Raw genomic sequence first — 18,728 nt, forward strand, 5'->3', positions numbered from 1 at the left:
GCTCAGCGATCGAGCAGTGCCTCGAGCGATTCGTTGAGCACGAAGCGGTGTTCGGCCTGCTTGAAATCCCAGCGCTCGACGATGCAACCCGTGTTCACGCCGGCATCGTAGCGAATCACATTGACGCTGTTCGGCGCCTCGAAGCGGACGCGATTCGACAGCGCGGTACCGGCCTGGATCGCCCAGACTTCGCGCGGCAGATCGAGATAATGCGCGCGCAGGCTGCGGAAATAGGGCAGGTGGATGTGTCCGCCGAGAATCAGGTCTGCGCCCGCCGCCGACCAGGCGCGGATCGCGGGCTCGTGATGGTGCAGCCGGTTCTTCTCGTCGCGCTGCTTGGTCACGTGCACGGGCTGATGCGTGACGACGATACGCAGCTGACCGGCCGATGCGCGACGCAGGCGCCGTGACACGGCCTCGATCTGCGCGTCCGAGACCTCGCCGTCCTTGTGCCGCCACCAGCGCGTGGTGTTGACCCCGATGGCGAGCAGATCGTCGGTCTCGATCAGCGCTTCGATCCTGTCTTCGAACGGTCCGCCGAACGCGGCGCGATAGCGTGCGTAGGGCCGCCGCAGGCGTGACCACAGATCGAACAGCGGAACGTCGTGATTGCCGGGCAGGCACAGCGTCGGCAGCGCGAGCGTGTCGATGAAGCGACGTGCGGCGGCGAATTCGCGCACGCGCGCACGCTGGGTGATGTCGCCCGACAGGATCGCGGCCTGCGGCTTCTGGTCGTACGCAAGCCTCAGTAGCGCATCGGCGACCGCGGCCTGCTCGGTTCCGAAGTGCGGGTCCGAGATGTGCAGCAGCACCGTCATGCGGGTTCCGGCCGATCGATCGGCGTGATCAGCCGCAGCTGCTTGGGCGCGACACGAAAGCGCAGCGGCGGCGCGAGCCGGAAGACTTCGCCATCCATCGCCACCTTGAGCTCGCGATGATGCCGACGGCCCTGCACGACCGGTTGCACTTGCAGCTCGCGGAACGCGAAGTTGATGACCGACTCCGCGCGCCCGAGCCTGCCCAGCGCGCCGCTGAACAGCAGCCCGGCCATCGCCCAGCGGCTCACGGGCTTGAGCGCGACGCCGGCCAGATGACCGTCCTCGACCGCCTCGGCCTCGGGCAGGCCGACCTGCTGCAATTGCAGCGCGTTGTTGCCGACGAACAACGTCGGCGTCTGCAGCGTCGCCTCGCGACCGCGCTCGTCCTCGAGCCGCAACAGCCAGTAGCGCCTGCTGCGCAGCAGCGTGTGCGCGGCCGACCACAGCGCGACGATGCGGTGGCGCCCGTAGCGGCGCTTGAACTTTTCGCGATCCTCGAGCAGCCGCGGATACAGGCCGACGCTTGCATTGACCAGGAACAGCCGGTCGTTCATGAGGCCGACCTGTACCGGCTCGACATGGCCGCTCAGCAGGGTCTGCACGGACTCGGCAATCTCCTGCGAGATCGAGTGCGCGCGACCGAAATAATTGAAGGTGCCTTGCGGCAGCACGCCGAAGGGCCGCTCGCTGTCGAGCACGGCGCCGGCCACGCAGTTGATGGTGCCGTCGCCGCCCGCGGCGACGACGATGCCGTTCTGCTGGCGCGCCTTTTCGACGGCTTCGCGCGCGAGCTCTGGCAGTTGCGAGGGGTCGTCGACGCTGAGCAGTTCGTAGCGGCGCTGCGCCGCGCTCATGGCCTCGTCGATGATGCGGCGCGCGGCCTGCGGATCGCCGTGACCGGAGCCGATGTTGAAGACGATGAAGAAAGGCCCGTCGGCCCGATCGCCGAGCGAGGTCGTGGACGACATCGTGTTCCCCTTTTTGGATGCGCTGCGGCGCGCAGCATGAGAGCGCGGCGCTGTACCGGGCCTTTCCAATCGCGGTCGAAGATCGCAGCGCGCGCTGCGCGCATTCAGCGCGGTGCCGGACGCCGGTGTTCAGGCTTGCTCGCGACGCCATTGCCGACTGGAGCCTGCCGTGCCCCGCATCCCGCTCACTTTCGCCCAGCTCAAGCAGATCGGGCGCCTCGCCGCCGAAGGCTGGGTCGACGACAACGCGAGCAGCATGGGCGCGGCGATCGCGTACTACACGATGCTGTCGCTCGCTCCGCTGCTGCTCATCGTCATCACCACCGCGGGCCTGATCTTCGGTGAAGAGGCCGCGCGCGGAGCCTTGTTCGGCGAACTTGCCGAACTGGTCGGAGACAACGGCGCGCAGGCGATCCAGGCGATCCTGATCAGCTCGAGCGAGCTCGGCAGCGGCCTGATTTCGATCCTGATCGGCCTGGTGACCCTGTTCATCGGCGCGACGACGGTGTTCGCCGAGTTGCAGTCCGACCTCGACCGCATCTGGAAGGCGCCGGTGCCCAAGCACGGCGGCGTGCTGGGCTTCCTGCGCAAGCGCCTGCTCTCGTTCGGCATGATCCTCGGCATCGGCTTCATGCTGATCGTCTCGCTGGTGGCGAGTGCGGCGATCGCCGCCGTCGGCACCTTGTGGAACCAGTGGCTCATGGGCACCGAGACGCTGTTGCAGGTGCTCAACTTCTTCGTCGGGTTCGCGGTCATCACCGGCCTGTTCGCGCTGATCTACAAGCTGCTGCCGAGCGTGCCGATCGCCTGGAGCGACGTCGGCATCGGCGCGGCGGTGACTTCGCTGCTGTTCTCGGCCGGCAAGTTCCTGATCGGCCTCTATCTCGGCAAGGCGGCGATCAGCTCGTCGTTCGGCGCGGCCGGCACGCTCGTCGTGGTGATCGTGTGGGTGTATTACTCGGCGCAGATTTTCCTGTTCGGGGCCGAGTTCACGTATCACTTCGCGCGCGAGCGCGGCTCGCGCTCCTGACACGAAGCGGGCGATGCGTCCATGGCGGAAACCACGGTTTCGCCGCGGCGCCGTCGCTGGGACAATACGCGCATGCCTGCCGTCCGATTGCCCGACTCCCTCCAAGCCCGCTTGCGTGCCGCCCTCGTCGGGCTGATCTCGCGTGATCCGAAAACCGATGGCGCGCAGTGGACCGAGCGGCTGATCGACTACGACTCGCCGCCCGGCGACGCCGGCCTGTTCGGGCCCGACACGATGACCTGGCGCGTGCACGCGGATTTCCCGGGCATGATGGCCGGCGGCGTCTGCGCACTGATGCTGCAGACGCTGCATCCGCGCGCGCTCGCGGGCGTGTGGGACCACTCCAATTTCCGCCAGGACCTGCTCGGTCGCCTGCGCCGCACGACCGCGTTCGTCGCGGGCACCAGCTACGCCCCGCGCGCCGAGGCCGAACGGCTCATCGCCCTGGTCGGCCGCATCCACGAAAAAGTGCGCGGCACCACGCCGGACGGCCAGCCGTATTCGGCCGCCGATCCCGATCTGCTGACCTGGGTGCATGTGACCGAGATGTGGAGCTTTCTGGCCGGCTACGAGCGCTACCGGAGCCGGCAGGGCGGCATCGTGCTGACGCCGGCCGATCGCGATCGCTACTTTCTCGAGACCAGCCGGCTCGCCGAGGCGATGGGCGCCGAGCGCGTGCCGAAGTCGGCCGCCGGCGTCGAGGCCTATTTCCGTCGCGTGCGCCCGCAGCTGCGCTTCGACGAGCGTTCGCACACGGTGCTGCAGGTGCTGCGCTCGATCGACTTGCCGGTTCCGGGCGGCGTGCTGTTCCGTGAAGTGTTTCTCGGCGCCGGTGCGGTGCTGCTGCCGGACTGGGCGGCCGGGATGATGGGCCGCAGCCGGCTGCGCAAGGCACGCGCCGCAGCGGCCGCGCGCAGCCTGAGCCTGGCCGCGCCCCTGCTGCGCCGGGCGCTCGCCGACGGTGTCGTCGCGCGTTCGCATCGCCGGCTCGGCTTGCCGCCGCCGCCGGTCTGATCCGGCGTCGATGTCGATCTTCCTGCATCAGTTCGCGCTCGCGACGCCGCTGTTCGTGCTGGTGCTCGCGGGCTATGCGCTGACGCGCTGGGCGCGCTGGCCGGCGACGATCGATGCGGCGCTCTCGCAGTTCGTGTTCTCGGTGGCATTGCCGGCGCTGCTGTTCCGGCTCATGAGCCGGCTGTCGGAGATGCCGCCGATCGATACGCGCCTGCTCGTCGCGTTCTTCGGCGGCTGCTTCGTCACCTTCGCGATCGGACGGCTCATCGCCGCCAGGCTGTTCGCGCTCGACGGCGCCGGGCAATCGATCTTCGCGATGGGTGGCGTGTTCTCGAACAACGTCATGCTCGGCCTGCCGATCGCCAAGCTCACGCTCGGAGACGCGGCGCTGCCGGCGGTGTCGCTCGTGCTGGTGTTCAACGCGCTGATCCTGTGGACGCTCGGCACCGCCTCGGTCGAATGGTCGCGCAGCGGCTCGCTGTCGCTGGCCGGCTTTCGCAGCACGGCCAGCAGCGTGATGCGCAACCCCATCATCGTCGGCGTGCTCGCGGGCACCGCGTTCGGACTCACCGGCTGGCATCTGCCGATGCTGGTCGACGTGCCGCTGCAGATGCTCGGCGACTGCGCACCGACCGTGGCGCTGATCGCGCTCGGCATGGGCCTGGCGCGCTACGGCTGGCGCGAACACGCCACGCAGAGCCTCGCGATCACCGCGCTCAAGCTGCTCGTGCAGCCGCTGGTGGTGTGGGCGCTCGCGCTGCTGATCGGCCTGCCATCGCTCGAAACGCGCGTGGTGGTTCTGCTGGCTTCGATGTCGGTGGGCGCGAACGTCTACCAGATGGCGAGGCAATTCCACAGCCTCGAAGCGGCGACCGCCGCGAGCCTGCTGTACTCGACCGCGCTCGCGGCGCTGACCACGCCGGTGTTCCTGGCGTTGACGGCTTGAACGGCCGGCAGACGAGAGACGCGGAACGGGAGACGCAGATGCAGTGGATGCGCCACCCCTCTGCCGCTATGTCTTCCGTCTTCACCGCAGCAGCGCCGCCAAATCCGCATGCACCTCGCCGCCCGCCGACACGAGTACGAGCAGATAGCCCGGATGCAGGCTCAGCGCGTCGACCGAGACGCGCTGCACGTCGATTTGCGCGAGGCCGTCGGAGCGTTTCGAGACATCGGCCGCGAGCTTGGCCGCGGCGTCGCGCGCCTGGGCCTCGAGCGGAGCGAGCGGCAGCCGCGCCTTGCCCTGCAGTTCGGCGAGCAGTTTGGGTGAGGTGAGCCAGGAGGCGGCGCGCAGCAGCAGGTCTTCGGACTGCAGCGTGTAGCGCAGCTCGCGCAGGGCGAGCTCGTGCGTGGCCTCGTCGAGAAACGGCACGGCGTGCATGAAGACATCGGCCTTGGTGCGCCGGAACCAGGTGCCGGCTTCGATGCGCAGTTTCAGCACGAGCTCCTTGCCGTCGCTCCCTGCGCCGACGCCTTCGACCTTGACGTTGCGGCGCTCGAATCTGAGCTTGCCTTCGTGCAGTTGCTGCTCGAGCGCTTGGGCGAGTTTGCCCAGATCGACGGCGATGGGCAGCTCGAGATCGAAGCGATTGCCGAGCGTGTCGACGAAGCGCGGAGCCGGCAGGGCGCGCGCCGCCGGTGCGCGCGGTGTACCGCCGACCGCGAGGCTCAGCTGGCCTTCGAGCCCGAGCCCGAACACCACATCGCCCGAAGCGGTCGCCACCGGATTGGCGAGCAGCAGGCGCATCGGCTGGTGCAGCAGCGTGAGTTCGTAATCCGCCACCGAACGCGAACGCAGCGGCACCGCGCCGTAGGCCGAGCGCCACAGCCGGCTGGCCTTGTCGCGCAGGGCTAGCCGCTCGTCGAGCTTGCGATCGAGTTTGGCCGCCCAATCGCGCTGCGCATCGCGATAGCGTTCGGTCAGCAGCTTGCGCAGTGAAATATCGGGCAGGTGATCGAGCTTGAGCCGGGCTTCGTCGATGTCGACGCTCGATTCGAGCCGCGAGCGCACGCGGTAGGCGCCGTCGATCATCGGCTGGATCCTGCCGTCGACGCGGCCGCGCACGGTCCAGCGCGTCGGCGCGCTGCCGTGTCCGTCGAGCACCGAGCTGAACGCGATCGCCGGGCTCGCCGGACGCAGTTGCAGCGGCGTGCGGGTGACGCTGCCGTGAAACGGAATGCGCGGATCGTCGATCAGCGGCACGCGAATCCTGATGCGCTCGTCGATGTCCTGCTGGCGCGGCAGCGCCTCGTCGAGCGCGGCCTGGATCTGCGCGAGCGGCAGGCTCGCGCGCAGTTCGATGCGCGAGAGCCGCTGCAGCTGCGGCGGTTCGCTCGCCGCAGCCGGCAGGGTCTCGCCGCTCTCGATGCGCTGCGTGCAGGCGCTCGCGAGCGTGCAGATGAGCAGCGGCTGAAGCCAAGCGTAAGACCGTGATCTGACCATACCGGGAATGTCGGAGCGCGAGCCCGCAGACTAGCCCGGATGGCTTGCGGCTTCGAGCTGGCCGGTTTTGAGGGGTGACAGGCATCGCGTCCGAGTCAGCCGGGTTCCGTACACTGTGGGCAGCATCTCCACCGCGATCCGACAAAACGAGAGGCCGCCACCATGTCGCCCGAAACGCTCAGAACGCCCTTCGCCCTGCTGGCCATGAGCCTGCTGCTCGCCGCCTGCGCAACCGCCACGCCGTACCAGCCGCAAGCCAAGAGCGGCGAGGGCTACAGCGAGCAGCGGCTCGAGACCAACCGCTATCGCATCCGATCGGTCGGCAACTCGGCCACCTCGCGCGAGACCGTCGAGAATTACCTCATGTATCGCGCGGCCGAGATCACGTTGCAGAATGGCTACGACTGGTTCGCCATCGCCGATCGCGCGACCAATGTCGACCCGCAGCTGTCGGGTGGCGGCAGCAACTTCGGCATCGGCATCGGCGGCAGCTCGGGCAACTTCGGCTCGGGCGTGTCGATCGGCCTGAGCTCGCTGTTCGGCGGCGGCAATAAATCGGCCTACCAGGCTCAGGCCGACATCCTCGTCTACAAGAATCCGCGCACGCCGAACCTGGCGAATTCGTTCGACGCGCGAGAGCTTAAGGCCAATCTCGAATCGACGATTCAGCGTCCGCAACCGAAGAAGTAGGCCGACACGACGATGGCCTGGCGCAACCCTTACTACGATCCGTCGCTCGCGCATCATCGCGTCGACGGCTTCGTCAATCCGGAGCCGGAGCTTGCGGTCGGCGGTGATTTCTGGCGCTGGCGGCGCGAGCGCCGAGCGCAGGGCTTGCCGCAGGCGCCGGCCGCGGGCTATGCGGCGTTTGCCCGCGAGTGGAGCGTGGCGCCGGATTTCGCGCAGGCCGGCGAGCGCATCTGGTGGCTCGGCCATTCGACCCTGTTGCTGCAGATCGATGGCCTGCGCGTGCTGACCGATCCGGTGCTGTCCAGCCGCGCTTCGCCGTTTTCGTTCGTGGGGCCCGCACGCAAGCTGCCCTGCGTGACGAGCGTCGCGGCGCTGCCCGACGTCGATCTCGTGCTGATCTCGCACAGCCATTACGACCATCTCGATCGCATCAGCGTGCAGCAGCTCGCGAGGCGTTCGCCCGCACAGGCGCAGCCGATCCATTTCATCGTGCCGCTCGGGCTCGGCGACAAGCTGCGCAGCTTCGGCGCCGACAACGTGCATGAGCTCGACTGGTGGCAGGCCTTCGATTTTCGCGGTCTGCGCGTCCGTGCGACGCCCGCGCAGCACTGGAGCGCGCGCACGCCCTGGGATCGCAATCGCACGCTCTGGTGCGGCTTCACCGTGCATGGCTCGCAGCGCGGTTTCTATTTCGCGGGCGACACCGGCTACTGGCATGGCGTGCCCGAGATCGTCGAGCGCTGCGGTCGCATCGACCTGGCGGCTTTGCCGATCGGCGCCTACGCGCCGCGCTGGTTCATGAAGGGCCAGCACATCGATCCGGCGCAGGCCGTGCAGATGCATCTGGAGCTCGCGGCCCGGCATTCGATCGCGATCCATTGGGGAACCTTCGAACTCGCCGACGATGCGCTCGACGAGCCGCCGCAGAAGCTCGCCATCGCGCTCGCCGACAACGGCCTCGGCGCCGACGATTTCTGGCTGCTCAAGCACGGTGAATCGCGTTCGCTCGCAATGCGGACGCTTGCCGAATCGCGTGTGCACTTCGGCACCTGATCTACATGCTTCGACAGGAGTCACGAACATGAGCACGGAACGCAAACCCGGAGCCTGGGCCTCGCCGATCGGCATCGAAGCGGTGTTCGGCGAGTCGCTGGGGCTCAGCGCGATCCAGCTCGACGGCGACGACGTCTACTGGCTCGAAAGCCGGGCCAGCGAAGGCGGCCGTTCGGTACTCGTGCGCAAGCGTGGCGAGCGCATCGAAGACCTCACTCCGCCCGGGTTCAGCCCGCGCACGCGAGCCAACGAATACGGCGGCGGTGCGATCACGCTGCACGATGGCTGGCTCTACGGCTGCAACGACGAGGACCAGGCGCTGTATCGCCTGCGTCTCGACGTGGCGAATGCCAGGCCCGAACGCCTCGTCGCGGGCGATCCGCATCGCTATGCGGACCTGGTCGTCGATGCGCAGCGCCAGCGTTTGATCGCGGTGCGCGAATCGCACGAGAACGCCGGGCAGGAGCCGGTCAACCGGCTCGTCGCGATCGGTCTGCGTGCGCCGCACGAAGTGCGCTTCCTGCAGCAAGGCGCGGATTTCTATTCGTCTCCGCGCCCGAGCCCCGACGGCAGGCAGATCGCCTGGATCAGCTGGAATCATCCGAACCTGCCGTGGGATGGCACCGCGCTCTGGATCGCCGACTTCGCCGACGACGGCTCGCTCGCGAATGCGCGGCGCATCGCGGGCGGAGAGCACGAATCGATCTTCCAGCCCGAGTGGTCGCCGGGCGGTGAACTCGTGTTCGTCTCCGATCGCAGCGGCTGGTGGAACCTCTACGCCTGGCGCAACGGCGAGGCGCATGCGCTGTGTCCGCTGCAGGCCGAATTCGGCGTGCCGCAATGGACCTTCGGTGCCTCGCAATACGCCTTCGACGCGCAAGGCCGCATCGTCTGCGCGTACAGCAGCGACGGCTTCTTCTCGCTCGCGCTGATCGATCCGTCGACGAGCGAGAAGCGCGACATTCCAACGCCGTATCGCGACATCGGCGGCCTGCGCGTCGGTGAGGCGGGCGTGTTCTTCATCGGCGGATCGCCGTCCGAGCCCGCTTCGATCGTGCGCGTCGACCTCTGCAGCGGGCAGTCGCAGGTGCTGCGGCGTTCGAACCCGCTCGTCGTCGATGAAGGCTATCTGTCGGCTCCGCAGGCGATCACGTTTCCGACCACCGGCGGGCAAAGCGCGCACGCGTTCTACTACGCCCCGCGCAACCGCGATTTTCACGCACCCGAAGGCGTCGCGCCGCCCTTGCTGGTGCTCAATCACGGGGGGCCGACGAGCGCCGCGAGCCCGACCTTCAAGGCCTCGACGCAGTTCTGGACCAGTCGCGGCTTCGCGATCGTCGACGTCAACTACGGCGGCAGCAGCGGCTACGGCCGTGCGTATCGCGAACGGCTCAAGGGACGCTGGGGCATCGTCGATGTCGACGACGCGGTCAACGCGGCGCGGCATCTGGTCGGGCAAGGCCTCGCCAACGCCGATCAGCTCGCGATCCGCGGCGGCAGCGCGGGCGGCTACACCGCGCTCGCCGCGCTGACGTTCCGCGATACCTTCAAGGCGGGCGCGAGCTATTACGGCATCGGCGATCTCGAAACGCTCGCGCGCGACACCCACAAGTTCGAGTCGCGCTATCTCGACAGCCTCGTCGGTCCGTATCCGGCGATGCGCTCGGTGTACGTCGAGCGTTCGCCGATCCATCACGTCGATCGCCTGTCGACGCCGCTGATCCTGTTCCAGGGGCTCAAGGATCCGGTGGTGCCGCCGAACCAGGCGCAGGCGATGTTCGATGCGGTCAAGCGCAAGGGTTTGCCGGTGGCCTACGTCGCGTTCGCCGACGAGCGACACGGCTTTCGCGCGGCGGCGACCAACCAGCGCGCCCTGTCGGCCGAGCTGTATTTTTACGGGCGCGTGTTCGGTTTCACGCCGGCCGATGCGATCGAGCCCGTGACGATCGAGAACCTGCAATAGCGCCCGATCAGTTTTGCAGCAGGTCGTCGAGCGGTGATTCGGGGCTCGGCTGCGCGGGCGCCTTGCCGAAATCGAAGCCGATGTTCGCGGAGCGGATTTCGTCGGTGTGCCCGGTGTCCGCCACCGCCTTGCGGTTGTGGCGCAGCTCGTAATCGAGCGAGACGAACCAGCGCTTGCTGAGCTTGAGCCTCAGCGTCGAGACGCTCGCCAGATAGAGGTTGTACGACGAGAACTCGGTCTGCACGGTCTGGCGAAACTGCGATTGCGCATTGAACGCATGCGCGTAGACGGCGCCGACGACGCCGATCACGCGGTCTTCGAAGCCGTCCTGGTCCTGCGCCTGCGCGTTCGACCAGCCGAGCCCGAGGTCTAGATCGAGCTGGTCGGCGCCGCGCAGCAGATGGCGGCCGAGGCCGGCGGCCAGCGATATGCGTTCGCGGATCGCGGCGACTTCGTCGTGATCGTAGTGCGCAAGGCCGAACGCATAGTTCCGCCGGCCGAGCTCGAGCTTGAGCTTGTCGGCGATGCTGAACTTGCGGTCGGCAAGTTCGCCGCGCGCATGCGAATCGACATAGAGCAGATCGACGCGGTTGTCGTACTGCGCCGTGTGCCGATCGAGCGCACCGCGTGCGGTGAGGGTGGACGAGCGCGTGTTGCCGGTATTGGCGAGCAGGCCCAGGCTCAGGTCGCCGCCGCTCGCCGTGGCGGTTTGCAGCGCCTGCGCTTCGTCGAGCGGATCGAAGGCCGGCTCGGCCTGCGCGACGGCCGCAGACATCGCCAGCAGGCCGCTCGCGAGCGCCATGCGCCAGCGCCGTGCGAGGCCGCGGCGCATCAGTGCTCGCGCTTGCGCGAACTCGTGCTCAGCGCGGTCTCGCGCATGTCGATCTCGTAGAGCAGGGCATTGAGCACCACGTCGTTGATCTCGTCCTCGCGATGCAGGCGCATCACTTCCTCGCGCTCGGCGCGCACGCCGACCAGGCGCAGCATGCGATCGGCGGCGCTGCGTTCGAGCAGGCCTTCGGCGGCCGCCTCGTCGACACGCAAGGTGGTGATGCGCGATTGATACGCCTGGATCAGTCGCGAAGCCGCGGCCGAGATCGGCGACGGATCGCTGGCGGCTTCGTCGTGGTTCGGATCGTCCTGCCGCGAGGCGTTGGCGATGGCCGCGACCGCCGCTTCGCAGGCGCGGATGCGCGCGGCCTGCTCTTCCTGTTCTTCGGGATCCTCGTCCACGGTCATGCCGCGCAATAGCCAGGGCAGGCCCACCGCCGCCATGATCAGCGAGATCAGGATCACGCTCGCGGCGATGAAGATCATCAGCGAGCGCTGCGGGAATTCGGAGCCGTTATCGAGCAGCAGCGGAACCGACAGCACGCCGGCCAGGGTGATCGCCCCGCGTACGCCGGCGAGCGCGGTCGCCACCACCAGGCGTTTGCGTGGTCGCTGACGGGGGCCGGTGGTGGTGCCGCGCAGGCGGCCGACCAGATGCGTGACGTGCAGCAGCCCCCAGACCCAGATCAGCCGCGTGACGAACAGCGCGAACCAGGTGGCGACCGAATAGATCAGCAGTTCGCTGGTGTCCCTGAGCCCGCCTTCGTAGAACGAATCGGTGAGCGCCTCGCCGATGATGTCGGGCAACTGCATGCCCATGAGCACGAAGATCACGCCGTTGAGCACGTACTCCATCATCCGCCACATGTGCGTGGTGGCGATGCGCGTTTCGGCGCCCGAAACCGAGCTGGTGTCGGTGTCGCTCTTGAGGTTCAGCGTCATGCCCGCGGCGACCGCGGCGAGAATGCCCGAGGTGCCGAATTCCTCGGCCAGCAGATAGGTGGCGAACGGCAGCAGCAGGGTCATCACGATGATGCCCTGTGCCTGCACCTGGTTCCAGCTCGCGAGCCACTTCTGGAACAGCGCCATGCCCCAGCCCATGGCGATGCCGAACAGCAGGCCGCCGACGGCGACGAAGCCGAAGTCCAGCGAGGCGGCGGACAGCGAGAAGGCGCCCGTCATCGCCGCGGCGACCGCGAACTTGAACGCCGTCAGGCCCGAGGCGTCGTTCATGAGCGCCTCGCCTTCGAGCACGTACATGAGGCGCTTCGGAATGCCCGCACGACCGGCCACGGCGGACACCGCGACGGCGTCGGTCGGCGACAGCACCGCCGCGAGCGCGAACGCGGCCGCGAGCGGCAGGCCCGGCACCATCCAGTGCAACAGCGAACCGACCGCGACGACGGTGAACAGCACCAGCCCGAACGCCAGGCCCAGGATGCGTTCGCGCATCTGGAAGAACTCGCGCTTGGGCATGCGCCAGCCATCCGCGAACAGCAGCGGCGGCACGAACAGCAGCAGGAACAGATGCGGCTCGAGATCGACGTAGATTCCGTGCTCCGGAATCGTCACGGCGGCCCCCAGCGCGATCTGCGTGAGCGGCAGCGGAAGGCGGGAAACGCGAAGAATGACCGCGGACGCGGCTACGCAAAGCAGCAGCGTCAGAACGAGGATGGTGGCGTGCATTGGCCGGAATCTACCGTCTGGATTTGCTTCTGCACAGCTTTTTGTCGCGAGCCCATGTCCAGGCGATTCGCCCCGGCCGCTGCCGCTGTAGGCAATGTTCTCTAGGATGCAGCGAGTGGCGATTCAGGGAAGGTCGCGTGACCGTCGACACAATGGCCCGATACGAGCGCGGCGGCTTTGTTGCCGCGTCCAGTGATGAAAGCAGTGCCGGGTCCACGCAGCCCGGCTCAGGAGCGTGAATGCTGTCTCCCACCGAAATGGCCGCCGCCAGTCTCGTTCATGCCGACCGCGATCTGAGCCATGTGCCGGCGGCCGATACGCTGACCCCGGCCGATCGCTATCACGAGCTGTTCGTCGACGTTCAGTTGAACCGCATCTTCGAAGACGGCAAGACCTTCGTCGACTGTTCGCCACGCTTCGATCCGACCGCCATTCTCGATGCCTACCGCCTGCGCAAGCAGCAGCCCGACTTCGATCTGCTGGCGTTCGTGCTCGAGCATTTCGAGCTTCCGCAGGTGGTGGACGGCGAATATCGCTCCGATCCCTCGCGGTCGCTCTGCGAACACATCGACCACCTCTGGGATGTGCTGACGCGGCTTCCCGAGGAGCATCCGCGGCGCTCCTCGCTGCTGCCGCTGCCGCATCCCTACGTGGTGCCGGGCGGTCGCTTCGCCGAGCTTTACTACTGGGATTCGTACTTCACGATGATCGGCCTGGCCGCGAGCGGGCGGCTCGACCTGATCAAGTCGATGGCCGACAACTTCGCCTGGCTCATCGAGACCTACGGCCACGTTCCGAACGCCAATCGAACCTACTACCTGAGCCGCTCGCATCCGCCGATGTTCGTGTTCATGGTGGATCTGTTCCATCAGTACGGCGTCGGCCGCGCCGAACACTACCTGCCGCAGCTGCGCAAGGAGCATGCGTACTGGATGGAAGGCGCGGACGAGATTCGCGCGGGCGAGCAGCATCGCCATGTCGTGCGCACGCTCGATGGCACGTTGCTGAATCGCTATTGGGACGATCGCGATACGCCGCGCGAAGAGTCGTATCGCGAAGACGTGACCACCGCGCGCGGTGCCGACCGCAACTCGCACGTGGTCTATCGCGACCTGCGCGCGGCTGCGGCGTCGGGCTGGGATTTCTCCTCGCGCTGGTGCATCGACGACGGCGGCCTGTGCACCACGCGAACCACCGCGATCCTGCCGGTGGATCTGAACAGCTTCATGTTCCGCCTCGAGCAATCGATCGCCGAACTCAGCGCACAGGTCGGCGACGAGGCGGCCGCGCAGAGCTTCACCGAGCAGGCTTTCCGGCGTCGCGAGGCCATTCACGAGCTCATGTGGAACGAAGAGGCCGGCGCGTTCTTCGACTACGACTGGGACCAGGAAAGGCAGCGCGAGGTGCTCACCGGGGCCACGGTCGCGCCGCTGTTCGCGGGCCTCGCGAGCCTGCCGCAGGCCGATCGCCTGGCCGAGACGGTGCGCAAGCGCCTGCTGTCCGCGGGCGGATTCTCGACCACCGAGCACGAGTCGGGCGAACAATGGGATCGGCCCAATGGCTGGGCGCCGCTGCAGTGGCTCGCGGTGGCGGGCTTCAGGCGCTATCGGCACGACGAGCTCGCGGGCGACATCGCGCAGCGCTGGATCGACACCGTGGTCGGCGTCTACAAGACCCAGCACAAGCTCGTCGAGAAATACCGCCTGCGCGGCGAATGCCGCGGCGTTCCGGGCGGCGGCCGTGGCGGCGAATATCCGCTGCAGGATGGGTTCGGCTGGACCAACGGGGTGACGCGCCGCCTGCTCAAGGACTATCCGCAACAGGCCGACGTGCATCCGCAGGCTTGAACGAGACGGCCCGGGCGGTCGCGACGATGGTGATGACAGGGAGATCAGTGATGGCGGCGCAGCTGGTATTGAGAACGGTGGAAGACTGCAAGTTCGAGGTGATGGAGCACAGCAGGAGCCGGGCGCATATCGATCCGGACGATCTGGTGTTCTACATCAACCTGGGCGCAACGCGCTTGGGCGTCGATGCGCTCAGGCAGCAGCTGCACTTCTCGCCGGAGAAAGGCTTCAATGCCGAGTTGCTCGATGGCCGCATCGGCACCGTGCTCGGCATGAGCGTGATGACCGAGCGTTCGCCCGAGGTGCCCGACGAGGTTCGCGAACGCTACCGCTGGTGCGTCTACGAAGTGCGGGAGCCCGCCAACGTCTACGGCGAAGCCGTCGACGGCAGCCTGCCGCTTTGAAGCTGCGCGATCCTCAGCCCGCGGCGCCGGGCTGCGGATCGCGCACGTAGCCGAGTTCGGCCGGCGCGGCCGCGAGATCGAGCCGCTTCACCGGCAGCGTGAGCTCGTCCGCATCGACGCTGAGCACCAGCGTGAGCGCGGTCGGCTCGCCGCTGGCCTGATCGAGAGCGCCTTGCAGCTCGTCTTCGGTCACCGCGCCATTGACGCCGCGCAGGCGCGAAAGCGCCCAATCGAGATCGCTCGCATCGAGTGCGGCCGGGCCATGCTCGGTCACGATCAGCAGCGAGCCTTCTTCATCCAGGCAGGCCAGGCGAGGCTCGCGCACGAGCAGGCCGTTGTGCGTGCGCAGGCTGCCGTCCGGCTGGGCGAGCAGCACGAGCGGCGCGGTCTCGCAGCTCACATAACCACGCTGCGGACCGTTCTGGAAATACCAGCGACCCTGCTCGTCGGCCGCGTAATTGCGGCCGATGGTGTCGATGATCTGCGGCCGGCTGATCGGCTCTCCGCGCACGTACCAGCGCCCGCGCCGGTCCAGGCTCAGCCAGCCGAACAGCGCTGGCACATCGGGCCATTTCGCCAGTGCACGAAGAACCCAGTCTTCCATTGCCCGTCCCGTCGGAATCGTCGTCTACGATCGTTGGGCGATTATGGGTGACATCCGTGTGAAATCGCCGTGAACATCCAGCATCGGGCCGCTCTGGCCTGGCCTCAACGCGCGACCGTGAAGCGCCGACGGACGTGCTTCGGGGTTTCGATCTCGTCGACGATCGCGACCGCGAGGTCGGCCACCGAGATGCCGGCCGGATGATCGCCGTCCATGAGCAGGTCTTCGCCGCCGAGGCGGTAGCGGCCCAGGCGTTCGCCCGGGGCGAGCATGGCGGGGGGCGAGACGAAGCTCCATTCGAGCACGGATTCCTTGCGCAGCTCGGTCAGTGCATCGCGGGCCGCCTGGGCGCCCGGCACGATGTTCGGAGGCACCGCCTCGACGAACGCCGGGGTGTCGACGAGTTGCACGCCCGGGGCCACGAACAGGCTGCCGGCGCCGCCGACCATGAGCACGCGCCGAACCCCGGACTGCTTCACGCCGGTGAGGATCGCATCGGTGCCACGGCGGAACTCGGCATACAGATCGGGGTGGTCCCAGCCCGGGTTGTAGGCGTTGACGATCGCGTCGGTACCGGCCACCGCGTGGGCGACCTGGGCTGCGTCGGTGGCCTCGCCCTGGACTACGGTGAGCCCCTCGCGGGGCGCGAGCTTGGCCGGGTTGCGGGCAAGGGCGGTGACGCGGTGGCCGCGGCTCAGCAGCTCGTCGAGCACGGCGGCGCCGACGAAGCCGGTCGGGCCGATCAGGGCGATGTGGAGGGTCTTGCTCATGTCGGTTTCCAATGAAAAAGTGTGAGATGACAATAGAGGCTTCACCAGATGCGCAGAAGTCTGCTATTCAAGACAAGACCATTAACTCCTGCTTCAAGGTGAAGGCTTGGACGATCTCAAGCGCTATGCCCTGTTTGCCGAAGTGGTCCGCAGCGGCTCCATGAGTGCCGCCGCTCGCCACCTGCGCGTCAGCACCTCGGCCGTGAGCCAGCAGCTGCGTCAGCTCGAGCAGGCGTATGGGGTGACCCTGTTGCATCGCTCCACACGCAAGCTTTCGCTGACCGAGACCGGCCTGCGCTTCGCCGAGCATTGCCGGGCGATGGTCGAGGCTGCCGATCGGGCGCAGGCCCAGCTGTTGCTCGCCCGCGACGCCCCCGAGGGCGAACTGCGCGTGGCCGCACCGGTCGGTTTCGCCCGGCATATCGCCCCGGCGCTCGCCTCGCTGCTCGCCCGGTACCCGGCGCTACGCCTGAACCTCCACGTCGACGACGCCCTGATCGACCTGATCGACGCGCGGGTCGATCTGGCGATTCGCGGCGGCTCGCTGCCCGATTCGTCCTGGGTCGCGCAGCCGCTGGGCTGCGTGCACTGGCTGCTCTGCGCGGCACCTTCGTATCTCGCGCGCGCGGGCATGCCCGAGACGCCGGCCGAGCTGCTCGCGCATCAATGGATTGCGGTGCCGCGTGATTCGCGCGGCTTCGTGGTCGAGTTGCAAGGGCCCGCCGGCGAACGCGAAACCCTGCACCTGGAGCCGCGCGTGGCGAGCAACAACCAGTTCACCGTGCAGCAGCTCTGCGCGGCTGGGCTCGGCATCGCCCGCGGGGTGCGGCCCGATTTCGAGGAAGACCTGCGTCAGGGCCGGCTGGTCCCGGTGTTGCAGGACTGGAAAATGGCGCCTATACCGATGTTCGCGGTCACTCCGCAGCGCGATGGGCAACCCGCCAAGGTGCGACACGCGATCGAGGCGATTCGCGCATACCTGCGGCAGGTTCCGGGCGTGAGCGCCTGATGCGGACGCGAGCTCTTACCGACGCGAAATAACGATCGGTTAAGATATTGTGACAGTTGAGTCTGGTGGCACTGAGCGGCCAGAGACATGGCCGTTGCGGAGCCGGGAGAGAATGATGCGGGTCAACTTTTTGTTTTATCTGGACGAAGTGAATCAGCGCCGCGTGCGTCCGCGCGTGGTCTGGGGTTTCTGGGGCTTCATCGCCGGAGTCGCGACCTCGATCGCCGTCGCCGCCATCGTCTGAACTGAAACCTGCTGTTGCGCGCGCAGCGCCTCGCCCGCTGCCGCGACGCCGAATATCCATCCCCGTTCCTGACCTGCTCCGGCTCGCCACAGAGCCCGGTCTTCGGCTGTGCGCCGCAGCCCGGCCGCGGCGATGATCGCATCGGCCTGATGGTCATCGAAGTGCACCAGGCCGGCGGGCTCGCTGCCCAGTGCCTGCAAGGCCGCATCGAGCGCGGCTCCCGAGCGCAGCTTGGCGTTTCCGCCCGCGGCCTTGCGGATGAACAGGCGCGGGTAGATTTCCACACAGGCCGAGCGGCGATCGTCGCGGGCGACATCGTCGAACGGCCAGATCGCCCATCGCGCGGGCCGCTGCTCCCGCAGCCGGTGCAGCAGCCGCGCGCCGGCGAGTGTTCCGAGCCCGACCTGCTTGGGGCCGATGAGCTTGAGCGGCGTCTGCGGATGCCCGAGTCCCTGCGCGATGCAGGCGAGCTCGGCCGGACGCTGATGTCCGATCCAGTCGGCCGGCTGCTTGCCGCTGCGCCAGAAACGCGTGTCGCCCTCCACGTATCGATGACCGGTGAAATCGGCGTCCTGAGCGCAGTGGGTTTCGATCCTGGCCCAGAGCTGCGGTGGTGCTTCGAACGGAGCGGGCAGCGCGAACGCCATGTCGATGCCGACGAGCAGGCGCTGGTTGCGATCGCCCTCGGCGACGAGCCAGTCGAACACGGCACTGCGGGTCCAGCGTCCGCGAGCATCTGCGGGTCTTACGAGTTGCGGTGCCGCCATGCCCGCCCGGCAGCGCGCCACCGCGATGCCCGCGTAGGCGGGCCCGCTCGCCCCGGACCAGTCGATCGCGACGAAGCCGTCGAAGCGCATCGCTGCCGTTGACTGGCCTACGCCGAAGCCGCGGGTGGAATGCGCGCGAGCAGCCGGTCGAGCTGGTTCGCGAAGGCCTGACGATCGCGCTGATGGAAGGCCGACGGACCGCTGGTCTCGACGCCCGCGCCGCGCAGGTCGGCCATGAAATTGCGCATCGACAGATGCTGGCGAACGTTGTCTGCGGTGTAGAGCTCACCGCGTGGGTTGAGCGCCTGCACGCCTTTTTCGACGACCGCCGCCGCCAGCGGAATATCGGCCGTGATCACCAGGTCGCCGCGCTCGGCCCAGTCGGTGATCGCCTGGTCGGCCACGTCGATGCCCTGCGGCACGACGATGCTGCGGATGCGGCTCGAACGCGGCACCGCGAGCGGCGCGTTGGCGACCAGGATCAGGTCGATCTGCCGGCGCTGGGCGGCGCGGAACAGGATCTCCTTGATGACTTTCGGGCAGGCGTCGGCATCGACCCAGATTTTCATGCGCCCATGATCGCATGC

The 18,728-nt window shown here is 67.8% G+C and carries 18 protein-coding genes; 9 read left to right on the forward strand and 9 right to left on the reverse strand.

Translation table 11 applies throughout. From position 1 onward, the window contains the following. Positions 1 to 2: 2 nt before the first annotated feature. Positions 3 to 818: a metallophosphoesterase family protein gene (locus tag WQQ_RS11245; RefSeq protein WP_007185293.1), complete on the reverse strand. Its 816-nt coding sequence runs from the start codon at positions 816 to 818 to the stop codon at positions 3 to 5. Further along, complete coding sequence (locus WQQ_RS11250) at positions 815 to 1,786, reverse strand: diacylglycerol/lipid kinase family protein (RefSeq protein WP_007185294.1); 972 nt, start codon at positions 1,784 to 1,786, stop codon at positions 815 to 817. Before WQQ_RS11250 ends, WQQ_RS11245 begins: the two co-directional genes overlap by 4 nt. 169 nt (positions 1,787 to 1,955) lie before the next feature. On the opposite strand from WQQ_RS11250, the gene WQQ_RS11255 reads away from it, so the two are divergent. The 3 genes from WQQ_RS11255 to WQQ_RS11265 all read left to right on the forward strand — a co-directional run bounded on the left by WQQ_RS11255 (position 1,956) and on the right by WQQ_RS11265 (position 4,776). Continuing rightward, positions 1,956 to 2,816, forward strand: coding sequence for a YihY/virulence factor BrkB family protein (locus WQQ_RS11255; RefSeq protein WP_007185295.1), 861 nt, complete (start codon positions 1,956 to 1,958; stop codon positions 2,814 to 2,816). 72 nt (positions 2,817 to 2,888) lie between these two features. After that, positions 2,889 to 3,830 (forward strand): oxygenase MpaB family protein, encoded by a 942-nt coding sequence (locus tag WQQ_RS11260; protein WP_157534590.1) that lies wholly within the window; start codon positions 2,889 to 2,891, stop codon positions 3,828 to 3,830. A 10-nt stretch (positions 3,831 to 3,840) separates the two neighbouring features. Beyond that, on the forward strand, positions 3,841 to 4,776 hold the full coding sequence (locus WQQ_RS11265) for an AEC family transporter (RefSeq protein ID WP_007185297.1): 936 nt from the start codon (positions 3,841 to 3,843) through the stop codon (positions 4,774 to 4,776). Positions 4,777 to 4,857: 81 nt separating this feature from the next. On the opposite strand, the gene WQQ_RS11270 is transcribed toward WQQ_RS11265, so the two are convergent. Then, complete coding sequence (locus WQQ_RS11270; protein WP_007185298.1) at positions 4,858 to 6,273, reverse strand: DUF4403 family protein; 1,416 nt, start codon at positions 6,271 to 6,273, stop codon at positions 4,858 to 4,860. Between the two features lie 162 nt (positions 6,274 to 6,435). On the opposite strand from WQQ_RS11270, the gene WQQ_RS11275 reads away from it, so the two are divergent. From WQQ_RS11275 to WQQ_RS11285, 3 genes are read left to right on the forward strand one after another with little or no spacing between them, the layout of a single operon-like run. Further along, the gene (locus tag WQQ_RS11275; protein ID WP_007185299.1) at positions 6,436 to 6,963 is read left to right on the forward strand and encodes a CC0125/CC1285 family lipoprotein; all 528 of its coding nucleotides are present in this window, start codon (positions 6,436 to 6,438) and stop codon (positions 6,961 to 6,963) included. 12 nt (positions 6,964 to 6,975) lie between these two features. Next, on the forward strand, positions 6,976 to 8,016 hold the full coding sequence (locus WQQ_RS11280) for an MBL fold metallo-hydrolase (protein WP_007185300.1): 1,041 nt from the start codon (positions 6,976 to 6,978) through the stop codon (positions 8,014 to 8,016). A gap of 28 nt (positions 8,017 to 8,044) precedes the next feature. Continuing rightward, positions 8,045 to 9,979, forward strand: coding sequence for an alpha/beta hydrolase family protein (locus WQQ_RS11285; RefSeq protein ID WP_007185301.1), 1,935 nt, complete (start codon positions 8,045 to 8,047; stop codon positions 9,977 to 9,979). 7 nt (positions 9,980 to 9,986) lie between these two features. Here the strand turns inward: WQQ_RS11285 and WQQ_RS11290 are convergent, their stop codons facing one another. Continuing rightward, on the reverse strand, positions 9,987 to 10,811 hold the full coding sequence (locus tag WQQ_RS11290) for a DUF481 domain-containing protein (protein ID WP_007185302.1): 825 nt from the start codon (positions 10,809 to 10,811) through the stop codon (positions 9,987 to 9,989). Continuing rightward, positions 10,811 to 12,496, reverse strand: coding sequence for a Na+/H+ antiporter (locus WQQ_RS11295; RefSeq protein ID WP_007185303.1), 1,686 nt, complete (start codon positions 12,494 to 12,496; stop codon positions 10,811 to 10,813). The genes WQQ_RS11290 and WQQ_RS11295 overlap by 1 nt, the downstream gene beginning before the upstream one ends. A 239-nt stretch (positions 12,497 to 12,735) precedes the next feature. On the opposite strand from WQQ_RS11295, the gene treF reads away from it, so the two are divergent. After that, on the forward strand, positions 12,736 to 14,343 hold the full coding sequence (treF, locus tag WQQ_RS11300) for an alpha,alpha-trehalase TreF (protein WP_007185304.1): 1,608 nt from the start codon (positions 12,736 to 12,738) through the stop codon (positions 14,341 to 14,343). A gap of 50 nt (positions 14,344 to 14,393) precedes the next feature. Beyond that, the gene (locus tag WQQ_RS11305; RefSeq protein WP_007185305.1) at positions 14,394 to 14,747 is read left to right on the forward strand and encodes a hypothetical protein; all 354 of its coding nucleotides are present in this window, start codon (positions 14,394 to 14,396) and stop codon (positions 14,745 to 14,747) included. 13 nt (positions 14,748 to 14,760) lie between these two features. Here the strand turns inward: WQQ_RS11305 and WQQ_RS11310 are convergent, their stop codons facing one another. Together WQQ_RS11310 and WQQ_RS11315 are read right to left on the reverse strand one after the other, a co-directional pair. After that, entirely contained in the window at positions 14,761 to 15,351 is a 591-nt protein-coding gene (locus WQQ_RS11310; protein WP_007185306.1) for a DUF2946 family protein, read from the reverse strand. 104 nt (positions 15,352 to 15,455) lie between these two features. Continuing rightward, positions 15,456 to 16,121: an NAD(P)-dependent oxidoreductase gene (locus WQQ_RS11315; RefSeq protein WP_007185307.1), complete on the reverse strand. Its 666-nt coding sequence runs from the start codon at positions 16,119 to 16,121 to the stop codon at positions 15,456 to 15,458. Positions 16,122 to 16,227: 106 nt separating this feature from the next. Here WQQ_RS11315 and WQQ_RS11320 point away from each other — a divergent pair, with 106 nt between their 5' ends. Then, on the forward strand, positions 16,228 to 17,130 hold the full coding sequence (locus WQQ_RS11320; protein WP_007185308.1) for a LysR family transcriptional regulator: 903 nt from the start codon (positions 16,228 to 16,230) through the stop codon (positions 17,128 to 17,130). A gap of 153 nt (positions 17,131 to 17,283) precedes the next feature. Here WQQ_RS11320 and WQQ_RS11325 read toward each other — a convergent pair whose 3' ends face one another. Together WQQ_RS11325 and WQQ_RS11330 are read right to left on the reverse strand one after the other, a co-directional pair. Beyond that, positions 17,284 to 18,231, reverse strand: a complete 948-nt coding sequence (locus WQQ_RS11325) for a hypothetical protein (protein WP_007185309.1) — start codon at positions 18,229 to 18,231, stop codon at positions 17,284 to 17,286. 17 nt (positions 18,232 to 18,248) lie between these two features. After that, positions 18,249 to 18,710: a YaiI/YqxD family protein gene (locus WQQ_RS11330; protein ID WP_007185310.1), complete on the reverse strand. Its 462-nt coding sequence runs from the start codon at positions 18,708 to 18,710 to the stop codon at positions 18,249 to 18,251. Positions 18,711 to 18,728 lie beyond the last annotated feature (18 nt).

The sequence above is a fragment of the Hydrocarboniphaga effusa AP103 genome (assembly GCF_000271305.1).
GTDB classification, from domain to species: Bacteria; Pseudomonadota; Gammaproteobacteria; order Nevskiales; family Nevskiaceae; genus Hydrocarboniphaga; species Hydrocarboniphaga effusa.